We start from the raw sequence: 19,481 nt of genomic DNA, 5'->3' as shown, positions 1-19,481 counted from the left end.
GGTTTTTCCAGCGGCCTCGAAGGCGCCCCGCGCGGGTCGCCTGACTTCCAGCGCTTCCATGATGGATTGGAATCGCGCGCCATGTGGGGCGAAGGGACCGTTTCGAAAGTCCTTGGTTGGGAGGCTGGTTGTTTTGGCTGTGAAGGGCGCCTTGGTTTTCGCGCCGGATAGCAGCTTGTCTTCGAGGACAGCAATCGATTCATAACACGGTTTCTCGGCTAGCCCTGCAAGCCAGAGACCTAGGGTCGTGTCGGTTGGCTTTTCGGCTTGGGCGAGGAGCGGCGCGAGGGACTTCAGGAAGTCCCAATCGCCAGGCGAAATTGTTGCGTCGAGAATGCCTTGTGGTGTGGCTGTCGGGTCCGCGCCCAGATGCGCAAAGATATCGGATCGCGTTGGTGCGGGCGCGTTGGCAGGCAGGAAGTTCTCGCTTGCTCCAGCAATGGAGACAGCGAGATCAACGAGAGATTCGCCTGCAAAGTGCCGTGTTAGAGCCGGTATTGATGGGAGTTTGTTTTCAGCAAGCGCGTCAAGGACGTCTAAAAAGATTTCGTTGCGGCCAATGTCGTCAAGTTCGCGGAACTGCGGCGAGACACCGGCTTCGACTGGAAATTGCCGCAAAAGTGCTGCACAAAACGAGTGGATTGTTTGGATCTTGAGGCCGCCGGGAGTTTCGATTGCGCGGGCGAAAAGAGTGCGGGCACGGTCGAGGCTTGGGGGCGCGTCTTCTCCCAGCTCGGCAAGGCCAGCGCGCAATGCGTCGTCGTCCAGCATCGACCATTCGCCGAGACGCTTGAACAGACGGTTCTGCATCTCCGTGGCGGCGGCTTTGGTGTAGGTCAGGCAAAGAATGCTTTGCGGGTTGGTGCCGTGCAACAGCAGGCGCGCAACACGATCGGTCAGAACGCGGGTTTTGCCGGAACCTGCGTTGGCGGAGAGCCATGTCGAGGCGTTTGGGTCGGCTGCGGTGTTCTGGGCAATTGAGGCTGGGGTCAACGGTTTCATTTTAGGATCACCTTTTTGGGATCCTGCGTTTCGTCCCATTCACCAAAACGTGCGAGATGGTCGAAATCGCCACTAAAGCGGACGCGCTCCATCGCGCGGCGGGACATGTAGCCTTGGGCTTCCTGATGGAAGTGGTTGAGAAGTTGGCGAAGCTCGGCCTCGATTGTGACGGTGCGATAGTCGATCTCTTCGGACCGCGCGGCTTTGTAGTAATCCAGCGGCACGCCTGTTTGCTTCAATGCGCGATTTAGTCCGATGTGATCAACGCGGGCCACAGCTGTGGCGGGGATGTCTCCAAATGCGCCATGTTCAGCCATCACAGCTTCGACGAGAAGTTGACGTTTATAGTAGCGCATTTCCTTCTCGCTTGGGGGAGAGCCAGTCTTGTAGTCGTAAATCACAAGCCGGCCATCGGAGCGTCGATCAATGCGATCCGCCTTGCCGCGCAGTCGAAAGGGCGAGCCAGGGAGGGCGACGGTCCCTTCAATTTCCTGGCCCAAAGGCGTGGCGTCCTGTTGGCGGCGCGCTTCGTCGGCGATGAACTGATCCGCAATGGCCGAAAGATGTCCCAGCCATTGCGCGCGGACCGAGGGCCAGGGAACGCTGGCTGCCAGTTCAGCTTGCGCGATTTCAAGGAAACGCTGGGCGTCGGTTTCTGGGCCTGAGAGGGGGGCGGAGGTGAGAAAGGTTTCGGCAATACTGTGAAAGACTGTGCCGCGCATTGCCGCGTTCGGTTCGGGGCGAAGCGGCTGTAGAGCCTTAAGTTGAAGGGTATAGCGCGCGTAGATGGCGTAAGGATCGCGGATCAGCTTTTCGATGTCGGTGACTGTATAGGACAGTGTTCTTGCGCTGAGGGGCGGCGCAGGGGCTGGGCGGATTGCGGGCGCGGGGGCGGCTTCAGGTGTGTCAAGTTGGGTGGCGATCTGAAGGTAGCGCGCGCCGCGAGCGCGCATTTCGGCGATAGGTGTACCGGGCGCTTCGCCGGACAGCCCGCTTAACAGGTTCGTCAGGCGATTGAGCCATCGCGCGGGAACAGTTTCAGCGTCCTCATCGCGCCGCGCGCGCGAAATGATCACCCGGGGGGCGGCGATGGCCTGTTGGTAGTCATGGGCCGAGAGGCCAATCTCACGCTCTGGTGACAATAGACCTGCTTGCCTGCGCATTTTGCGCGACAGCCACGGGTCGGGATCGGGGCGTGCGGGCCAGACGCCTTCGTTGAGGCCGCCAAGAATGGCAAGATCAACACCCATGACACGCGCCTCAAGAGTGCCCCAAACGACAACGTTTGGATGCGAAGCGTCCGTGGCGCGTGTGTTTCCGCTGGCGAGAGTTTTCTCGAAAAGGGCGCGGTAGTCAGGAAGGCTTAAGGGCGTTTCCGCGATCTTAGGGTCCTGGAGCGAAACGAGTGCCTGACGCGTGTCGCGGCCGGCCTCTTTTTCCCAAAGCTCGCCCGTCCCGGTTCCGTCCGGGCCTTGCGCAATGCGTTCTGCAAGCATGATATGCGTCGTGATGGCGGCACCCAAAGTCTCATCGGGGGGTTTGGCCAGATCGCGGAGAATGGTCTTGAGCCATGCCGCCCAGTTTGTGAACTCTGGCTTCTTTTCCGGGAGAGTAAAGGCATCGAGCGTTTCGGCTGTAATAGCCACCTCCCCCTCGCGCCTCAGGAACAGCTCAAACTCACGCGTGGCGCGCAGGTGCTCGCCACGATCAGTTCCGTCGGTTCGCGTAATCGGATGCTTCAGCAGTGCGATGATGTCTTCAGCGCCAGGGCTTTCCTTTAAAAGGATCGCGACGTGCCGTAGGAATCGACCTGGTGGCGTGAGCGATAATGGGCGCCCGGCGCTGTCATCGGGAATGATGTTCCAGCGGGTGAGTGCTGCTGCGACACGACGCCCAAGGGTCCGGTCGGGTGTGATCAGAGCCGCCGTCTCGCCGTTCTCGACGGCTTCGCGCAACGCAACGGCAATCGCGAGCGCTTCGTCGCGGGGCTGGGGCGCTTCGATCAACGACAGACCTCTTGTCGCGGAGCCTAGATCGCCAAGCTTTGGACCTTCGGCGCGCCATTGGCTTGTCACGGGGGCAGGGCGCAAGGACAGAGAAATGAGCTTGTTTCGGAGGGGGTCGGGAGAGCGACTGGTCCAGATTGGGATCTCGGTTTTTGGATTGAGATCAAGCGCTTTGGCGAGCGTTGCGAACCGGTACTGGGGGTGATCCTCAAGACTGAAGTCTTCGGTGTCTGTCAACGTTGTCCACACGTCCTCTGGAAGATCAGGGTCATAGCCGGGCAGGACGACCGCGCCCTGAGGGAGCCGGGCGACGGCGGTCATGAGGTCGAATGTGGTGCCGCGCGAGCCGGTGGAGCCGACGAGTAGCACAGGCGTTTCCAGCGGCCGCGCGGCCCAGCGATCAATGAGGACTTCGGTGGCCGCACGAAGTCGGGCGTCGGGGTCAGCTTGCGTCGTGCCGCTTAGGTTGATGTAGCGCTGTACAATGCTGAGAAAGTCGAGACTGCGGCGCCAATGGTGGGACTCGTCCCGAACTTCGAGTGAGAGGAGCGTTTCTGGATCGACGGCTTCTCCGTGGAGCTCGTCGAGAAGAGCGGCGAGACTGTCGGCAAGGTCGAACAGCGCGCTTTTGGGCGCGGGCGGGTCGGGCGCATCCAGGAGCGGCTTAATCAAGCGGGCGAGCTCCAGGGTGCGGTGCAGTTTGGAGGTTGCGGTGGGAAGCGGTGCGCCGGGAACAAGGCGGTCAATTGCGGTGAGAGGGGTAATGCGGGGCAGCAAGCGCGCCGTACCGTCCGAAAAGAGGTCAATCAGACGGCGGCGCATCCGTTCGGTGTTAACGATGATGTGAAGGCGGGCGAGGGCGTCTGGGGGCTGATCGCGATATGCCTTAAGGCAGCGATCGACGATATCGGCGGGGAAATCCACGCCGAGCGGTACACCGAAGAGGCGGGGCTTCTGGGCTGACTCAAACACCAGAAGCCTCGTTTGCCCTTGATAGAGCCGCTTTTGTACCGATGTCAGTCCAGCGACCGGGGTAGATCGTGGCGTGGAGATCGCCTGTTTCGGCAAGATGATCCCAGTAGGCGTTAAGCGAGAAGACACGATCAGGGATCGCGGTGAGGCGTTCGGTCCGGATGAGTTGCGCACCGGTGTAGACCATATCGCCACTGCGAGTGAGACGCGTCCCGCACAGACTGAAATCACCCTCTGCCGTCCGATTGATGGCGCGCTCAGGGGGAACGACCAGGAGCAACGCTTGCATGTCAGCCTGCCAGCTTTCTATGAGATGGATCAGCGGGTTGGGGCCGGACCAGTCACAGTCTGGATTAATCGTCAGGGTTGGCGAGCCAATATGACCGAGTGCGGCCTTGAGGCCTCCGCCGGTATCGAGGATGTCGGGGGCTTCATGCAGAACCGTGACGCCTCTGCTTTCCAGATGTGGGGCAATGGCCTCGTGCCTATAGTGTGTGTTTGCATAAATCGTCTCTATTCCAGCAATTTTCGCCAAATCTATGGTGTGGTCAATCATTGGCTTGCCGCGCAGAGGGAGCATCGGCTTGGGCGTGTCGTGTGTCAGGTCTCCCATCCGCGTGCCGAAGCCAGCCGCGAAGATCATAAGCGTGATGTCAGTGGGCATCATAGGGCCAGGCTTTCGATCATCCGGGCGTCGGGCGCTGGCAGCGCGGCGGTGAGATCCCCTGCGAAAGGGGCGAGAGACGGGTGGGAGCAGCACTCACTGAGATACCCGTAGACACGGGGTAGAGCCTTGAGGTGCTGGGTTTTCCCGTCGCGTCGCGCGGCACGGGCGAAAATGCCGAGAATGCGAAGATTGCGCTGGGCGCCAAAAGCCGAGAACGCCTCGGTGAGGGCCTCGACGCTGTCGCCTGTGCGGTAGGCGTAGACTGCAATCATCTCGCGACGCAAGCTCGGAGCAACATCGGTGCGGGCGTCTGTCAGAAGGGACATTAAGTCATAGGCGGGATGCGTGAGGAAAGCGTCCTGATAATCAAGAAGTCCGGGCTTGCGAGCGTTCGTTCTCTCGGGGAGCCAGATTATGTTGTCGGCATGGAAATCGCGCAGGCTAACGGTGGCCGGCGCGCGCAGCACTTTCTCCAAAACAGTCTCTAAACCGGCACGAAATGCGTCTAGGCCGGATGTATTTGCTGCCGGATACCAAATGTCGACCAGCTTGGTAGCTTCGCAAAACACACGGGCGGAGGGTGTTGCAAGGCTTGGCGGCGGCGCGTTTCTGATGGTGATCAGCGTATCGAGGAGTGTGTCGTATCGGGGCATTTGGCAGGTCGGATCTTGTGCAATCAGCGTTGTGAGCTGGGCATTTCCGAAGTCTTCCAGAAGGATGAGGCCAGCGGCGGTGTCGGCTGCAAATATCTCGGGCGCGGACAGGCCCTGAGCGCGGAGCCATTCGGTCATCTTGAGGAAGTCGGACAGCGACGTGTCGATAGCAGGGCCGCACTCCATCAGAATTGAGGAGGCACTGCCTTTCGAGAGCCGCGTATACTGGCGGATCGAAAGGTCTCCTGCGACGGGGGAGTGCGCGGCGTCAGCCCAGCCTGCGCTGGCAAGGAATGAGTCGCGCTTGTTAGGCATTCTCTGCACCGAGAATGGACAGACGCGGGTCGTCCCACGACGCAGTAAGGGTGCGGCCATCTCCGTCCATAGCCAGTGTTATCCGCAGGGCGTCTTTTGGCGCGAGACTTCCGAGGCGATCGGGCCATTCGATTAGAGTGATTGCCGTTTCGCGCGCGTCGTCTAGCCCAAGCTCGATGATTTCGTTGGGGTCAGTAAGACGGTATAGGTCGGCGTGCCAAAGCGCACAAACCCCGTCGTCATAGGTTTGAACAAGGGTATAGGTTGGCGACGGCACATCTTCCCAAAGGCCTGAATCAGATAGTCTTTTCTGGATGATTGCGCGCGCGAAATGGGTTTTCCCGGCGCCAAGGGTTCCGGTCAAAAGAAGACAGTCACCTGCGCGCAGATGTGGCGCAAGGCGGGCGGCGACGGCGGCTGTGTCGTCTGGGCCGGGAAGCACAATATGGACGGAAGCTGGCGATAGCATAGTTCCACCTTGGCGCTGCGGGCGCGGAGCCGCAAGGCGGATTAGGCAGCTTGACACAACTGTTCGCTAGGACGCGTTTCGGCCCCGCCATTGATTTGGAAGATGATCTACGTGCCGCCGCCGGCAATAGGGAGAAGGCGGCTCTCGATGACCCGCCCGTTGGTCACGATCACAGGGGCGGTCCGTTCGGCGCGCTCGTTTGGTTGAGGGCAAACGAGCGCAAATCCCCCCAGACCGGCGTTGGCAGCGAGCGGTCGCGCCAATCACGACTGGCGTGAAAAATGGAAGTTTCTGCGATAAGCGAGTTGGGATCGACGCGCCAGAGGCGACCGTAGGCGTTTTTTGGTTAGGAGAAAGACGCCTGGAAGCGAAACCAAAGCTCGATGGTGTCGAGCAGGGTTTGGCTGAGTGCGATCTCGTGGCGGAACTGCCTGGTGAGCGACATTTCGGCGGATACGTCCTCCACAAGAAAAGCGATGGCGCCGCCAGGGTGCGTGCGTCCCGTGATGCGATAGGCGAGATTTCCGGCAATTGACCAGACTTCGCAGCAGCTCCCGCCTTCGGCAGCGTTTTTTAGAATTTAGGTCGCTTCTATCGCGATATTCTCACCAAGGGCTGGGCGCTCGCTGTCAGATGTCGCCCCGATGCGGTCCAGTGGCCACCGCGCCTGAACGATGGCGCCGGATCGGATTTCGAACTGGGGTGCTGCGCTGCCGGCATCGCCACCGTTGGCGAAACTTAATTCAGCGCCGGAGCGTTCCAGAAGGGTTTTCGCAATAAAAAGCCCGAGGCCCATTCCATCGTAACCCGGCCGCTGGCTTGAGGAGCCCTTGTTGCGCTCGCTCACGAAGGGATCACCGATCCGGCCCATAACTTGCGAAGAGAACCCGGGCCCGTCGTCAGAAATCGTCAGCACAATGGTCTCGTTGTCCCAGCCCACATCGATCCAGACATTTGCAGCGGCAAAATCGACGGCATTTTGCACGAGATTGCGCAGTCCGTGGATGATCTCAGGGTGGCGGTCGATGGTGGGTTGCTTTGGACCGCCAAGGGTCAGCGCGGCAATATCGTAGTGGACGTTCTTGCCGCGATTCTCGTGCGGTTCGGCAGCTTCGCGGACGACCGCGCTTAGCGGTGCGCGGCGCATCAGCAAATCATCTTTGCCGGCATGACCCATGGAGCGTAGGATGTCGCGGCACCGGTCGGCTTGATCCCTGATCAGCATAGCGTCTTCTTTGAGCTGCGGATCATCCAGTTCGTCGATGAGTTCGGCGCTGGCGAGCTTGATCGTGGCCAGAGGTGTGCCAAGCTCGTGGGCCGCAGCCGCAACAACCCCGCCGAGATCGGTCAGCTTTTGCTCGCGCGCGAGCGCCATTTGCGTAGCGGTGAGCGCATCTGACATGGCGTGAACTTCGGCAGTAATTCGGCTTGCAAACAGGCCTAGGAACATGACGCCGATCACAAGAGCGGTCCAAAACCCGATCACGAAGTCCTGCGGCATCTGCATAATAAAGCCGTCCTCAGTGCGAAGCGGCAGATGCCACATGGCGACTATGCTGATAAAGCCGATGGTTGCCGCCCCGAGGAGCGCAGTGGTTCCGGGTTTAAGCGCTGTCGCTGAGATGGTGACAGGGGCCATGATCAGAAGCGCGAATGGGTTGTTCAAACCGCCGGTCAGCGCAAGCAGAAATGCCAGTTGGCCGATGTCAAACAATAGCATCCACGCGACCTCAAATTCGGTCAGCCGCTTGTTTTCCGGGAAAACGAAGACGGCCACCAGATTGGCGACGATCGAAGCGCTGATGGCAAGAAAGCAGAGGCCCAGATTCAGGTCGAGGTCAAAAAGCCGTTGTGCAACGGTGATTGCGGCAAGCTGTCCGCCAATGGCGACCCAGCGCAATACGATAAGTGTTCTGAGGCGAACCCAGTTCGAGCGGTTGATTTTGGAGTTGAAGCCGGGCTGATCGACCATCACTTCCTCGTGTGCGGGGCAAGCTGTCTTCTTGTAGACAGCTTTCGCATGCCGGATCAATGCGATCAAAGGTACCTGAGGAGGGAAGCGGATGAATAGGGTCTATGTTGGGGCGACTTCGGCGGTGCTTGCCGTTGCAATCGGTGGCGCGGCGGTTTGGACGGCGCTTAATCAGGAGAGCTCCTGCGGCGGAAACGCGATTGCTGGCGGGAATGTAGCAATCGGCGGTCCATTTGAGTTGATGAACGGGGACGGCATGCTTGTGACGGATGGCGATGTGATTGATGGGCCGACGCTTGTGTACTTTGGGTACACGTTCTGCCCCGATGTTTGTCCGTTCGATGTGGCGCGCAATGCGATCGCCGTTGATATCCTGGCTGAGCAGGGGCTTGATGTAACGCCGGTGTTTATCTCGATTGACCCGGAGCGCGACACGCCGGAGATTGTCGCTCAATATGCGGCCGACATGCATCCGAAGATGATCGGTTTGACCGGGAGCCCCGAGCAGGTCAAGGCGGCAAGTCAGGCCTATAAGACTTACTATGCGAGGGGCACAGGTGAGGGAGAGTTTTATCTGATGGATCATTCGACATTCACCTATCTGATGCTACCTAACACTGGTCTTGCTTCGTACTTCGGGCGAGATGTGCAGCCCGAAGAAATGGCAGAGCAGACGGCCTGTCATATCGCAGCTAACTGACTTTGTTTGACGCATGGGGGTCGTCGCCCTAGGGTTCCGGACAATGGGGCAGGAGGAATATATGGCCGACCAACCGCTTAAAGACATTGGGGCCGACAAATCGCTTTTGATCGTTGATGACGACGAGCCATTTCTGCGGCGTCTCGCGAGGGCAATGGAAAAGCGTGGTTTTGAAGTCGAGACGGCCGAAACTGTTGCCGCAGGGACGGCGATTGCGACGGCGCGCCCTCCAGCCTACGCAGTCGTTGACTTGCGGTTGGGTGATGGGAATGGGCTTGACGTAGTCGAGCGTATTCGCGAGCGCCGAGAGGACAGCCGCGTAGTGGTGCTGACCGGATATGGCGCGATTGCTACGGCTGTTGCGGCCGTGAAGATCGGCGCGACGGATTATTTGTCGAAACCTGCTGATGCCAATGACGTGACAGCGGCATTGCTGGCGACTGATGACGAGTTGCCGCCGCCCCCGGAGAACCCAATGAGCGCGGATCGTGTGCGTTGGGAGCATATTCAGCGAGTGTATGAGTTGTGTGATCGCAATGTCAGCGAAACCGCGCGTCGCCTGAGCATGCATCGACGCACCCTTCAGCGGATTTTGGCGAAGCGGTCGCCGAGGTAGGTTTAAAGCAGGGCAATGAGCGTGTTGTGACGCGCGACGTAGGCCTCGCGGACCTCAACAGGCGGACGTAGAACAATCTTGAGGCCTTGGGCGACCGCGTCGTCCGGGGCCCCGAAGAATTTGTTTGCCTCGGTGAGCGTGAACCCGGCCACCTGCACTGCTTCGAGCCAAGCAGAAATCTTGTCGGCCTTTTTAATCTTTTTCTTGATGGAAATCGGTAGTGTTGCAGGCAAGCCGAAACGAAGGTGGACGGCGGCTGCCAAACGATCATCCAGCGCTCCGTATCCTGGTCCGACAGAAGCCTTCACCGGCGAAATCATGTCGCCGATGACGTACTCTGGCGCATCGTGAAGAAGCGCCGCAAGGCACCATTTTGCGGGGGCGTCAGGATTGATGCGCGCGAAGATTTCTTCCACAAGCAGCGAGTGTTCTGCAACGGAATAGGCAAAGTCGCCTATGGTCTGACCGTTCCAGCGCGCAACAAAGGCCAAGCCATGCGCAATGTCTTCGATTTCGATGTCGACCGGTGTTGGGTCGAGCAGGTCGAGGCGTCGGCCAGATAGCATTCGCTGCCATGCGCGTGGGGGTTTTTTGAAAGCTCGCATGGTGGGGATGTGGGGCAAAGTGCATCAGGGCGTCAAGGTGCCTCGGCATGGAAATACCCAAATTCAGGCCCAGATTCTGGCACAATTCACCCCTATCGCTAAAACTTGAGAAGTTAAAATGCCCGTTAAAATGGGTAGCTTCAGTCACGATTTGGAAACAATCAACACAGTACCAGTGATCGAAAGACCGGGAGGAGACACAGGCAAAGCGGCCAGACGCCGCAGAAAGGAGACATGATGCGACGCATCCTCACAAGCCTGACCCTTTTGGCAGCTGTTCTGCCAACGACGATCCAAGCCCAGGCAGCCTGCGCAGAGCGGGATATGGTGGTGGAAAAACTGGAGGGCCGCTATGGCGAAGTTTTCGCAGGCGGCGGGCTACAGAGCTCGAGTTCTGTATTCGAGGTCTGGTTTTCGGAAGAAAAAGGCACTTGGACTATCTTGATGACGCGCCCGAATGGGCTGTCGTGTATCATGGCGTCGGGCACAAATTGGCGCGAGGCAGGGCCCAATCTTAGGACGCCGGCAGGTATCAAAAGCTGACGTTGGTTGCCGGGGACTATACCTGGTGCTATCTGACCCGTTGAACTGATTAAGGAGCGGGTCTTATGGCCAACGATTACGTAGTAAAAGACATCTCTCTGGCGGAATTTGGGCGCAAAGAGCTTGATATTGCTGAGACTGAGATGCCGGGCCTGATGGCTTTGCGCGAGGAGTTCGGCGAAAGCAAGCCGCTTAAGGGCGCGCGCATCGTTGGATCGCTTCATATGACTATCCAAACCGCAGTCTTGATTGAGACTTTGGTGGTGCTTGGTGCTGATGTGCGCTGGGCCTCGTGTAATATCTTCTCGACCCAAGACCATGCTGCAGCAGCTATTGCGGCGGGTGGTACGCCAGTCTTTGCCATTAAAGGCCAGAGCCTGGTCGAGCACTGGGATTATCTCGATCGATCCTTCATGTTTGAGGATGGCCCCAACCTTATCCTGGATGATGGCGGCGACGCGACCCTCTATATCCTTCTTGGATCCCGGGTTGAGAATGGCGAAAGCGATCTGATCTTGATCGCCAAGTCAGAAGAAGAAGAAGCGGTTTTTGCTCAGATTAAGAAACGGATGGCTGCAAGCCCCGGCTGGTTCACCAAGATGCGTGATCAGATCAAAGGCGTTTCTGAAGAAACGACGACTGGCGTGCACCGCTTGTATGAGTTGGTGAAGCAGGGCCAACTTCCGTTCCCCGCAATCAACGTCAATGACAGTGTTACAAAGTCAAAGTTCGATAACAAGTACGGTTGTAAGGAATCGCTGGTTGACGGTATTCGCCGCGCGACTGACACGATGATGGCTGGCAAAGTGGCCGTTGTCATGGGGTACGGCGACGTAGGCAAAGGATCGGCGGCGTAGCTTCGCGGTGCGGGCGCGCGGGTAAAAGTAACCGAGGTTGATCCAATTTGTGCACTTCAGGCCGCGATGGACGGCTTTGAGGTGACGCTTCTGGAAGACGAAATCCCTTCGGCGGACATCTTTATCACGACAACTGGCAACAAAGACGTCATCCGCATCGAGCATATGCGAGAGATGAAGGATATGGCCATCGTTGGAAATATCGGCCACTTCGACAACGAAATTCAGGTGGCAAGCCTGAAGAACCACAAATGGACGAACATCAAAGAGCAGGTCGACATGATCGAGATGCCTTCGGGCAACCGGATCATTCTGCTTTCTGAGGGGCGTCTTTTGAACCTTGGCAACGCAACCGGGCATCCTTCGTTCGTTATGTCTGCGAGCTTTTCAAACCAGGTTCTGGCGCAGATCGAGCTTTGGACCAAGGGTGATCACTATGACAACACGGTTCATATTCTGCCCAAGCACCTGGACGAGAAAGTCGCTCGACTGCACCTGGCGCGGGTTGGCGCGAAGCTGACCGTGCTGAAGGCCGATCAGGCAGCCTATATCGGCGTCTCTCCGGAAGGACCGTTCAAGCCTGAACACTATCGCTATTGATTAAACGGGGCGCGGGAAGCTGCGCCCCTTTGCTGCCCTGATGGATATTCGCGTCTTGTCCGGCGTTTTAAGGTGGCGATCGCAACTGTCGTCAGGTTGCGTCCAGACAGACCATTGCCCGCAGAATGGAACCCCACAGTCCCACTTAGTGTGTCGGATCCCTATTTGCCGCCAGCGCGCTGGAAGGCTGGCCTTACACTCCGGATCGTTGCAGGGCTGCATTGCGGCTGTTCACACCTCGGACGTTATGACCCTGTCGCTATTGGGGCTGTGAGTTTGTCGATGGCTACTGTTGAGATGAACTGCTCCATTTCGCTGAGGCTTGCGCTTTGGGAGCGGCACGGTCTTCAAGGCCTGGCTGTTGAAGTCCTAGGGGCAGACGTCACGCGCATCGTTCATCTCTCAAGCTAGGCCTGTCGTCGGATGCCTACGTCTTCCGGAGATGGCGCTAGGCGGTCAACACATGTCGCAGGGAGGGCGACTGATGTGTCTGGGCTTCAATTTCAAGAGTGACGTTCGTTATTGTTGAAGTGTGATTGGAACCGTGCACCAGAAGAACAGGCGTTTTTGCGGGCTGCACTGCGAACTGCACGCCATTGCCTTGGCCCTGATTTTAACGCGCTGCACGCCGACCAACTTCGCACGCAGACGACGATTGGTCGGCGAGAGATCGGCAGTAGCCTGATTTCAGCACCGCCGTGGTCATTCACACCAGAACCAGCACAACCCCCATCAACGCCATTCCGACAGTAGGGTAGACCCCATCCATCCAGATCAACGCACGATCGCGCTGGGCAAACAGCACATTGGTGACACCCCAAGGCGCGGCGATGAAAAGACCAAGGCCGAGCCCTGTCAGCAGACCCTTGCCCACAGTCTCGACGCCTGATGTTACAAGTACATGCCGCATCATACCCGCCACAAGAAGCGCGCACAGGAAGCTGACGATGTAGGGTGCTGGGTTGCTGCGGTTGACGGATTCTTCGGTCAGGCCCGACGCGGCCATCCACTGTTTACCGACAACGCCGTACCAGATCGCTCCGAATATCCACGCGGCCGTTGCGGCCGCTACTACGCTGAGAAATCCCATGTTGTTTGTCCCTCGCTGTTTTTATGGCGCGAGTATCGGACGCCTTTGCGTATCCGCCTAGCTTTGTTTGAAAGCCAGCGTTTCTAAAGCCCGCCAAGATCAGAAATAATGCGCCATTCGTCATCTGTGACGGGCTGCACGGACAGGCGGGAATTTTTTACGAGCACCATATCCGCGAGGCGCTCATCTGCCTTGATGGCATCAAGGTGTACGGGCGTGGAGAGCGCCTTGACGGCCTTGATGTCAACGCATTCCCAACGGTCATCGTCTGTTGTGCTGTCGGGGTGGGCTTTGGCGATCACTTCGATGATGCCGACGATCTCGCGATCTTTTTGCGAATGGTAAAAGAAGCCGCGGTCGCCGACTTCCATTTCGCGCATAAAGTTGCGGGCCTGATAGTTTCTCACGCCATCCCACTCTTCGCCGGCGTCGCCTTTGGCGACCTGTTGGTCCCAGCCCCAGGTCGAGGTTTCAGATTTGAAGAGCCAGTAGCGCATGGGATTACTCCTGTTTGACCGGCCGGGAAAGGAGGGCGCCGACGGCGTCTTCGACGGCCATTTTCCCCGTGGCCACGGCGTGAATTGCAATGGTTAGGGGAAGGTTAAGGTTTTGGGCACTGGCTTCGGTCGCAAGAGCTTCTGCGGTGGCGATGCCCTCGATTGTTGAGGTCATGTCAGGCTGATCGCCGCGCCCAAATGCAACGCCTGCAGAAAAGTTTCGGGATTTGTCTGAGGTGCAGGTTAAGACGAGATCACCAAGACCCGACAGGCCCTGCAGGGTCTCTGGATGTGCGCCCTTCGCCACCGCGTAGCGTGTCATTTCAGCGAAGCCACGCGCGATAACTGCGGCGCGGGCGCTGTCACCGAAGCCTGCGCCGATGGCCATGCCAGCTGCTAGCGCGATCACGTTCTTCAGGGCACCGCCAAGTTCGGCGCCGACGGTGTCTGTGGTGCGATAGAGGCGGAGAGCCGGCCGGGAGAGGGTTGCTTGAAGGCTAAGCGCCCGCGCTTCGGTTTCTGCCGCGAGCGTAAGTGCGGTGGGCAGGCCACGAGCAATGTCGGTGGCGAAGCTTGGGCCGGTTATCAGTGCGGCATTTGAGTTTTCAGCCTTTGCTTTCAAGGTTGCGACCGGGCCAAGGCCTGTCTGGCGGTCGATGCCCTTGCAACACGCAACCAGTGTGCGCCCGGACCAGTCCGGAGCGGCGGCAAGGAAGGTTGCGAGTGATTGCATCGGGACCGCGATCAGGAGGGTGTCGGCCTCGATTTCTGCGAGGTTGCCCGAGATGGCCAGGCTTTTGGGCAAATCATGTCCGGGCAGGCGGCGCGGTGACTTACGTCCCCTGCGCATGGTCTCGGCGGTCTCGTCGTCACGACACCAGAGTGTTACGGGCGCACCATTAAGTGAAAGCGCGATGGCGAGTGATGTGCCAAACGCACCTGCGCCGATAACGGCGGTGTGGCTCATGCCTTTGCCCCTTTCTTACCGGAGCCGAGCATGGCTGGGCTTGTTGCGTCAAGCGGCCATCGCGGGCGGGCAATAAGTGGAATGAGCCCGGGGTGGTTGATAGCGTCAAGTTCGAGGCCTGCCCAGGCGATCATCGCAGCATTGTCGGTGCAAAGCGCGAGCGGCGGGGCGGTAAACGCGACGCGGGCTTGCAGGGAAACCGACTGGAGAGCGTCGCGGATCTGAATATTTGCGGCGACCCCGCCCGCGACGGCGAGCGCCGGGTTCTCGGGGTTCAATTTCAGATATTCGGCAAGAGCACAGCGGGATTTTTGAGCAAGCACGTCTGATACGGCCGTTTGAAACCCCGCGCATAGGTCGGAGCGATTCTGTTGCGTGATGCCACCTTGTGCGTCGACAAGCTTGTCGCGCTCCCGAAGGACAGCGGTTTTGAGGCCTGAGAAGCTCATGTCGCAGCCCGGACGATTCAGCAGCGGGCGCGGCAGAGTAAAGTGTTTCGCGTTGCCTTTGCGCGCCTCTTGTTCGAGGGCCGGGCCGCCAGGTTGCGGCAAGCCAAGGAGGCGGGCAACCTTGTCGAAAGCTTCGCCTGGCGCGTCATCGATGGTGCCGCCCAGCCGGGTGAAGCTATCGGGGCCGTGGACTGTAAGGAATTGGCAGTGGCCACCAGAGACGAGAAGCATCAGGTATGGGAATGTCAGATCGTCGGTCAGGCGGGGTGTAAGGGCGTGGCCCGCGAGGTGGTTTACACCAATCAGTGGCTTGCCGGATCCGGCAGCTAGGCCTCGGGCCATCATGACGCCAGAAATAACGCCACCAATGAGGCCAGGGCCTGCGGTCACAGCGATGGCGTCCATATCGGCTAAAGATTTGCCGGCGTCTGCGAGCGCCTTTTCGACGGCAATGTCCAGCTTTTCGGCGTGGGCGCGGGCGGCTATTTCCGGAACGACACCTCCAAACGCGGCGTGGAGATCAGCTTGGCCTGCGACAACGGATGACAGAATGGTCCTATCGTTCTGCACGACGGCTGCTGCTGTGTCGTCGCAGCTGGATTCTATTCCAAGGATGGTCCGAATGGCTGTCATGTGCGCTGTCTTGCGTGAGCAATGATTGGCAGGTAACACCGAGAGGCCTATCGCACAAGCAACGGTCCCTGAATGGACGACGCTTCGCCGACCCTTCTATTGACCCGCCCCGACGCGCAATCGCGCGCCTTTCTTGCTGAGTGCGAGGGAGTTTTGGAGCGGCGAGTGCCTGCCGTTGTGGCTCCGGTTATACGGATCGTTGAAGTCGGGAATATTCCGGATCTAGACCAGTTTGCGACAATTGCCGTGACATCTTCCCACGCGGTGCGCCGACTTGCAGACGAGGGCGCGTTGCGGGGGCGCCGCGTGGCTTGCGTTGGCGAAATGACGGCGCGTCTGGCGCGTGAGTTCGGTGCTGAAGCGGTGTCTCTGGGGGCCGACGTTTCGAGTTTTTTGGAGAGGAGCGAGGCCATTATCGGGCCGTGTCTGTATGTCAGAGGTCGGCATGTCCGCTTGGATTTGGTTGCGGCTTTAGAGGAACGGGGGGTCATGTCGGAGGATGTGATTGTCTATGATCAGATTGCGCAGCCCTTGAGTCGGGCGGGCGAGGCGTTGCTTTTCGGCGCCTCGCCCGTTGTTGCGCCGCTTTTTTCTGCGCGAACCGCCGAATTATTAGGCAAAACGCTGGGCATACGGGCGCCTTTGACTGTGATTGCGATCAGCGAGACTGTTGCGTCGGCCTGGATCGGTGGTGGAGACGTGAGGATTGTGACAGAGCCATCCTCGGCGGCGATGTGCGCGGCAGTTGTGCGGTGCTTTTAGCGTCGTTTACTTGTTGTCACCGCTGTGGCGCAATACAGTTACTGGTGTAGTTTCGGTGGGCCCACTGGGGCGCGCGACTGATGGGAGTTATTGACTTTGGTTAGCGGCAAAAATTCGTCCAAGGTGTCGAAAGACAGCACAAATTCTCCGAAAGACGGCGAAGCTTTGGAATCTGACGGCGTGGATTCAGCGAAAGTCGATGATGCCGAATCCTCTGAAACAAAAGATTCTGAGAACCCTGAGTCGGATGACGCGGAAGCGTCAGAGGGGGAGGGTCTGATCGAGGGCGCAGAGGTTATTGCTGAAGACGGCGATGCTTCAGACACTTTGAGCGATGAAACCGCTGTCGATGAAACTGCGCCAGAAGTTTTAGAAGTCGCGGAAGCTATCTCGTCGCCCGCGCCGCCGCCGGAACCGTCCGGGCCTTCGACGGTTGGTCTTATTTTTGGCGGACTAATAGCAGGCGCTATCGGATTTCTGGTTGCAACCTTCGCGGTGCCTGAAGGGTGGCCAAATCCTCCCGCGGGTCCGAACGAGGCGATGCAGGCGGAGCTTGATAGTCAGGCTGGGCAAATCGCAGCCTTAGAATCGCAGATTGCCGATATTGGCGCTGTGCCAATTTCCGTTGAGGCGGATTTGACGCCAGTGCAGGATGAGATTGCAGGCCTGTCGGAGCGGATTGATGCGCTGTCCGGGGATTTGGCTGCTGCTTCTGCTCGGATCGAGGTTTTGGAGAATTCGCCGGCCGCAGTGATTGAGGCCGCGCCTTCCGTAGACTTCGGGGCTGAGATGGAAACTTTCCGGGCAGAACTTGAGGCTGCGGCGGCGGCTGCGAGGGCCGAGGTCGAGGCGGCGCAGGCGCGCGCCGAGCAGATTGAAGCGGACGCCGCGGCCGCTGCTGAAATGGCCATGCAGCGTGCGGCGCTTGCGCAGGTTTCGGCGGCTCTGGAAAGTGGCGCGCCGTTTGCAGATGCGTTGGTCGACGTTCCGAATGTGCCCGAAGCATTGGCCGCTGTTGCGGAGCAAGGCGTTCCGACATTGGCCGGATTGCGGGCTGAGTTTCCGGATGCGGCTCGCGATGCGCTTCGGAATGCCCAAAGCATTCCAGCTGATGCAAGCGCGATCGAGCGGATAGCTGCGTTTTTGCGACAGCAGACGAACGCGCGATCCTTGTCGGCACGCGAAGGCGATGATCCTGATGCTGTTTTGTCGAGGGCCGAGGCCACTTTGAACGATGGAGATCTTGCGTCAACGTTGGAGGAGCTGTCCGTATTGCCGGAAGGCGCGATTGCCTCACTTGGCGGTTGGATAGCGCAAGCTGAAACACGTGTGGCCGCGACGACAGCGGTGCAGTCGCTTACTGATGAAATGAACTGAGGAAGGCGTTTTTAGATGATCTGGTCTTTACTGAGAATCTTCCTCTTTGTTGCGCTTGTGGGCGCGGCGGCCTGGGGCGTGGGAATGCTTCTGGAAGCCGAAGGCGGCGTCCGGGTGTCCGTGGCGGATACCGAGTTTACCTTGGGAGCGCTCGAATCCGTGATCGCGCTTGTGGGGCTCGTCATCGTTACCTGGCTGGCCTTCAAGGCCCTTGGTCTGATCGTTGCGTTTTTGCGGTTTCTTAACGGCGACGAGACCGCAATCACGCGGTATTTTGCCCGCGGCCGGGAGCGCAAAGGTTACGACGCTTTGGCCGAAGGGATGATGGCGGTGGCATCCGGCGATGGGCGTTTGGCGCTGACCAAAGCATCAAAGGCTGAGCGGTATCTTAAGCGACCTGACCTGACTACGCTTCTGACGGCGCAGGCGGCCGAGATGGCCGGCGACAAGCTGAAGGCCGAGGTTGCTTATAAGAAACTTTTGCAAGACGACCGAACACGGTTTGTTGGTGTGCGCGGGATTATGCGGCAGAAACTGCTGGATGGCGACACGGACATGGCACTGAAGCTTGCTGAGCGCGCGTTTGCTTTGAAGCCAAAGCACGAGGAAACTCAAGACGTTCTTTTGAGTTTGCAGGCCGGTCAACACGATTGGTCCGGGGCGCGCAAAACGTTGAGTGCGAAGCTGAAGTACGGGTCATTACCGCGCGACGTGCATCGCCGCCGTGATGCGGTTTTGGCCTTGGGCGAAGCGCGCGATATTGTCGATGAAAGTGCTTCGATCGAGGCGCGTGAGAAGGCGATTGCGGCCAATAAGATGTCGCCGGATCTGGTCCCGGCAGCGGTTATGGCGTCAGACAGTTATGTTGCTGAAGGTAAGCCAAAGTATGCGACCCGAGTTATTCGCAAGGCTTGGGACGTTGCGCCGCATCCCGATCTTGCGGCTGCTTTTGCGCGGATTGTACCAAACGAGAGTCCGGGCAAACGCATCTTGCGCTTTGGTGTTTTGACAAACCAACACAGGGATCACGCAGAGACGCGACTTTTGCAGGCAGAGCTTCAGATCGCTGCGGAAGATTTTCCGGCGGCGCGCAAGGCGCTTGGAGATCTGGCAGAAACCGATCCGACAGGGCGGACGTTGACGATTATGGCAGCGGTCGAGCGCGGCTCGGGGGCAGATGATGCGCTTGTGCGCGGGTGGCTTGCGCGCGCACTGGCAGCGCCACGTGATCCGCAATGGGTCTGCAACAAGTGCCAGACGGTGCATGGTGTTTGGTCTCCGATTTGCGACAATTGCGATGGATTTGATACGATGGCCTGGACGCGCCCGCCGGAGGGGTCGTCTTCAATGCTGACCGGGGCCGAGATGTTGCCGTTGATCGTTGGACAGATAGAGCCGCCGGTGTCAGTCGATGATGTTGAAGACGCTGAAACGATCGATGCTGTGGCTGAGGTTGCCGAGTCCGAGCTAGCAGATGCAACGGGGGAAAAACAGACCGCGAATGCGGATGGTCCTCCTGCGGATTTTGCGTCGGAAAATGGCGAGGCAGAGCAGAAGAAAGACGCGACTTAGATCTATCCTTTGGATCGAAATCTTGCTAGGAGGCGCAGCGATACGCCGCTGTAGCTCATCAGGTAGAGCACATCATTCGTAATGATGGGGTCGGGGGTTCGAGTCCCTTCAGCGGCACCATAATTCTAGAAAGCTATTACCTCTTTCGGCCCATAAC

18 protein-coding genes, 1 tRNA gene and 1 pseudogene are annotated in these 19,481 nt (G+C 58.8%); 9 read left to right on the top strand and 11 right to left on the bottom strand.

Annotated elements, in window-relative coordinates:
• From Q1B15_RS11100 to regB, 6 genes are all read right to left on the bottom strand, one after another.
• Window positions 1–1,002: UvrD-helicase domain-containing protein (locus tag Q1B15_RS11100; protein WP_299753808.1), on the bottom strand; the 1,002-nt coding region annotated here is incomplete at its 3' end.
• Window positions 999–3,980 (bottom strand): double-strand break repair protein AddB, encoded by a 2,982-nt coding sequence (gene addB, locus Q1B15_RS11095; RefSeq protein WP_299753807.1) that lies wholly within the window; start codon window positions 3,978–3,980, stop codon window positions 999–1,001. The genes Q1B15_RS11100 and addB, both read right to left, overlap by 4 nt.
• Window positions 3,973–4,647, bottom strand: coding sequence for a nucleotidyltransferase family protein (locus Q1B15_RS11090; protein ID WP_299753806.1), 675 nt, complete (start codon window positions 4,645–4,647; stop codon window positions 3,973–3,975). Before Q1B15_RS11090 ends, addB begins: the two co-directional genes overlap by 8 nt.
• Window positions 4,644–5,615 (bottom strand): phosphotransferase, encoded by a 972-nt coding sequence (locus Q1B15_RS11085; RefSeq protein WP_299753805.1) that lies wholly within the window; start codon window positions 5,613–5,615, stop codon window positions 4,644–4,646. The genes Q1B15_RS11090 and Q1B15_RS11085 overlap by 4 nt, the downstream gene beginning before the upstream one ends.
• Window positions 5,608–6,084 carry a tRNA (adenosine(37)-N6)-threonylcarbamoyltransferase complex ATPase subunit type 1 TsaE gene (gene tsaE, locus Q1B15_RS11080; protein ID WP_299753804.1) on the bottom strand — a complete coding sequence of 159 codons (477 nt, stop codon included), beginning with the start codon at window positions 6,082–6,084 and terminating at the stop codon, window positions 5,608–5,610. The genes Q1B15_RS11085 and tsaE overlap by 8 nt, the downstream gene beginning before the upstream one ends.
• 580 nt (window positions 6,085–6,664) lie before the next feature.
• Entirely contained in the window at window positions 6,665–8,056 is a 1,392-nt protein-coding gene (gene regB / locus Q1B15_RS11075) for a sensor histidine kinase RegB (RefSeq protein WP_299753803.1), read from the bottom strand.
• A 91-nt stretch (window positions 8,057–8,147) separates the two neighbouring features.
• Here regB and Q1B15_RS11070 point away from each other — a divergent pair, with 91 nt between their 5' ends.
• Window positions 8,148–8,756 carry an SCO family protein gene (locus Q1B15_RS11070; RefSeq protein ID WP_299753802.1) on the top strand — a complete coding sequence of 203 codons (609 nt, stop codon included), beginning with the start codon at window positions 8,148–8,150 and terminating at the stop codon, window positions 8,754–8,756.
• A gap of 61 nt (window positions 8,757–8,817) precedes the next feature.
• Window positions 8,818–9,372 (top strand): ActR/PrrA/RegA family redox response regulator transcription factor, encoded by a 555-nt coding sequence (locus tag Q1B15_RS11065; RefSeq protein ID WP_299753801.1) that lies wholly within the window; start codon window positions 8,818–8,820, stop codon window positions 9,370–9,372.
• 2 nt (window positions 9,373–9,374) lie between these two features.
• Here Q1B15_RS11065 and Q1B15_RS11060 read toward each other — a convergent pair whose 3' ends face one another.
• A complete protein-coding gene (locus tag Q1B15_RS11060) occupies window positions 9,375–9,938 on the bottom strand; it encodes an HD family hydrolase (protein WP_299753800.1) in 564 nt (187 codons plus the stop codon).
• Between the two features lie 276 nt (window positions 9,939–10,214).
• Between Q1B15_RS11060 and Q1B15_RS11055 the strand changes: the two genes are divergently transcribed.
• From Q1B15_RS11055 to Q1B15_RS11045, 3 genes and pseudogenes are all read left to right on the top strand, one after another.
• Window positions 10,215–10,520 carry a hypothetical protein gene (locus Q1B15_RS11055; RefSeq protein ID WP_299753799.1) on the top strand — a complete coding sequence of 102 codons (306 nt, stop codon included), beginning with the start codon at window positions 10,215–10,217 and terminating at the stop codon, window positions 10,518–10,520.
• A gap of 65 nt (window positions 10,521–10,585) precedes the next feature.
• Window positions 10,586–11,977, top strand: a pseudogene (ahcY, locus tag Q1B15_RS11050) (adenosylhomocysteinase).
• A 72-nt stretch (window positions 11,978–12,049) separates the two neighbouring features.
• A complete protein-coding gene (locus Q1B15_RS11045) occupies window positions 12,050–12,388 on the top strand; it encodes a hypothetical protein (RefSeq protein ID WP_299753798.1) in 339 nt (112 codons plus the stop codon).
• A 295-nt stretch (window positions 12,389–12,683) separates the two neighbouring features.
• On the opposite strand, the gene Q1B15_RS11040 is transcribed toward Q1B15_RS11045, so the two are convergent.
• From Q1B15_RS11040 to tsaD, 4 genes are all read right to left on the bottom strand, one after another.
• On the bottom strand, window positions 12,684–13,067 hold the full coding sequence (locus tag Q1B15_RS11040) for a DUF1761 domain-containing protein (protein WP_299753797.1): 384 nt from the start codon (window positions 13,065–13,067) through the stop codon (window positions 12,684–12,686).
• 83 nt (window positions 13,068–13,150) lie between these two features.
• A complete protein-coding gene (locus Q1B15_RS11035) occupies window positions 13,151–13,564 on the bottom strand; it encodes an EVE domain-containing protein (protein WP_299753796.1) in 414 nt (137 codons plus the stop codon).
• A gap of 4 nt (window positions 13,565–13,568) precedes the next feature.
• Window positions 13,569–14,531, bottom strand: a complete 963-nt coding sequence (locus Q1B15_RS11030; RefSeq protein ID WP_299753795.1) for an NAD(P)H-dependent glycerol-3-phosphate dehydrogenase — start codon at window positions 14,529–14,531, stop codon at window positions 13,569–13,571.
• Window positions 14,528–15,613, bottom strand: a complete 1,086-nt coding sequence (tsaD, locus tag Q1B15_RS11025) for a tRNA (adenosine(37)-N6)-threonylcarbamoyltransferase complex transferase subunit TsaD (protein ID WP_299753794.1) — start codon at window positions 15,611–15,613, stop codon at window positions 14,528–14,530. The genes Q1B15_RS11030 and tsaD overlap by 4 nt, the downstream gene beginning before the upstream one ends.
• 72 nt (window positions 15,614–15,685) lie before the next feature.
• On the opposite strand from tsaD, the gene Q1B15_RS11020 reads away from it, so the two are divergent.
• The 4 genes from Q1B15_RS11020 (at window position 15,686) to Q1B15_RS11005 (ending at window position 19,444) form a co-directional block, all read left to right on the top strand.
• Window positions 15,686–16,375 (top strand): uroporphyrinogen-III synthase, encoded by a 690-nt coding sequence (locus Q1B15_RS11020; protein WP_299753793.1) that lies wholly within the window; start codon window positions 15,686–15,688, stop codon window positions 16,373–16,375.
• A gap of 96 nt (window positions 16,376–16,471) precedes the next feature.
• Window positions 16,472–17,752, top strand: a complete 1,281-nt coding sequence (locus tag Q1B15_RS11015; RefSeq protein ID WP_299753792.1) for a mitofilin family membrane protein — start codon at window positions 16,472–16,474, stop codon at window positions 17,750–17,752.
• Between the two features lie 15 nt (window positions 17,753–17,767).
• Window positions 17,768–19,324, top strand: coding sequence for a heme biosynthesis HemY N-terminal domain-containing protein (locus Q1B15_RS11010; protein WP_299753791.1), 1,557 nt, complete (start codon window positions 17,768–17,770; stop codon window positions 19,322–19,324).
• A gap of 44 nt (window positions 19,325–19,368) precedes the next feature.
• A tRNA-Thr gene (locus tag Q1B15_RS11005) sits at window positions 19,369–19,444 on the top strand.
• The last annotated feature ends 37 nt before the right edge of the window (window positions 19,445–19,481 follow it).

It is taken from the genome of uncultured Boseongicola sp. (genome assembly GCF_937988555.1).
Lineage (GTDB): Bacteria > Pseudomonadota > Alphaproteobacteria > Rhodobacterales > Rhodobacteraceae > Boseongicola.
Note: the sequence above shows the minus strand (reverse complement) of the source record. Positions and strands in the feature narration are given on the sequence as shown.

What these genes read in the sequence shown, in the direction of transcription:
- Q1B15_RS11035 (WP_299753796.1), bottom strand. Translation starts at nt 13,564, where the DNA reads ATGCGCTACTGGCTCTTCAAATCTGAAACCTCGACCTGGGGCTGGGAC.
- tsaE (WP_299753804.1), bottom strand. Translation starts at nt 6,084, where the DNA reads ATGCTATCGCCAGCTTCCGTCCATATTGTGCTTCCCGGCCCAGACGAC.
- Q1B15_RS11030 (WP_299753795.1), bottom strand. Translation starts at nt 14,531, where the DNA reads ATGAGCCACACCGCCGTTATCGGCGCAGGTGCGTTTGGCACATCACTC.
- Q1B15_RS11085 (WP_299753805.1), bottom strand. Translation starts at nt 5,615, where the DNA reads ATGCCTAACAAGCGCGACTCATTCCTTGCCAGCGCAGGCTGGGCTGAC.
- regB (WP_299753803.1), bottom strand. Translation starts at nt 8,056, where the DNA reads ATGGTCGATCAGCCCGGCTTCAACTCCAAAATCAACCGCTCGAACTGG.
- Q1B15_RS11060 (WP_299753800.1), bottom strand. Translation starts at nt 9,938, where the DNA reads ATGCTATCTGGCCGACGCCTCGACCTGCTCGACCCAACACCGGTCGAC.
- tsaD (WP_299753794.1), bottom strand. Translation starts at nt 15,613, where the DNA reads ATGACAGCCATTCGGACCATCCTTGGAATAGAATCCAGCTGCGACGAC.
- Q1B15_RS11070 (WP_299753802.1), top strand. Translation starts at nt 8,148, where the DNA reads ATGAATAGGGTCTATGTTGGGGCGACTTCGGCGGTGCTTGCCGTTGCA.
- Q1B15_RS11055 (WP_299753799.1), top strand. Translation starts at nt 10,215, where the DNA reads ATGCGACGCATCCTCACAAGCCTGACCCTTTTGGCAGCTGTTCTGCCA.
- Q1B15_RS11020 (WP_299753793.1), top strand. Translation starts at nt 15,686, where the DNA reads ATGGACGACGCTTCGCCGACCCTTCTATTGACCCGCCCCGACGCGCAA.
- Q1B15_RS11040 (WP_299753797.1), bottom strand. Translation starts at nt 13,067, where the DNA reads ATGGGATTTCTCAGCGTAGTAGCGGCCGCAACGGCCGCGTGGATATTC.
- Q1B15_RS11010 (WP_299753791.1), top strand. Translation starts at nt 17,768, where the DNA reads ATGATCTGGTCTTTACTGAGAATCTTCCTCTTTGTTGCGCTTGTGGGC.
- Q1B15_RS11090 (WP_299753806.1), bottom strand. Translation starts at nt 4,647, where the DNA reads ATGATGCCCACTGACATCACGCTTATGATCTTCGCGGCTGGCTTCGGC.
- Q1B15_RS11065 (WP_299753801.1), top strand. Translation starts at nt 8,818, where the DNA reads ATGGCCGACCAACCGCTTAAAGACATTGGGGCCGACAAATCGCTTTTG.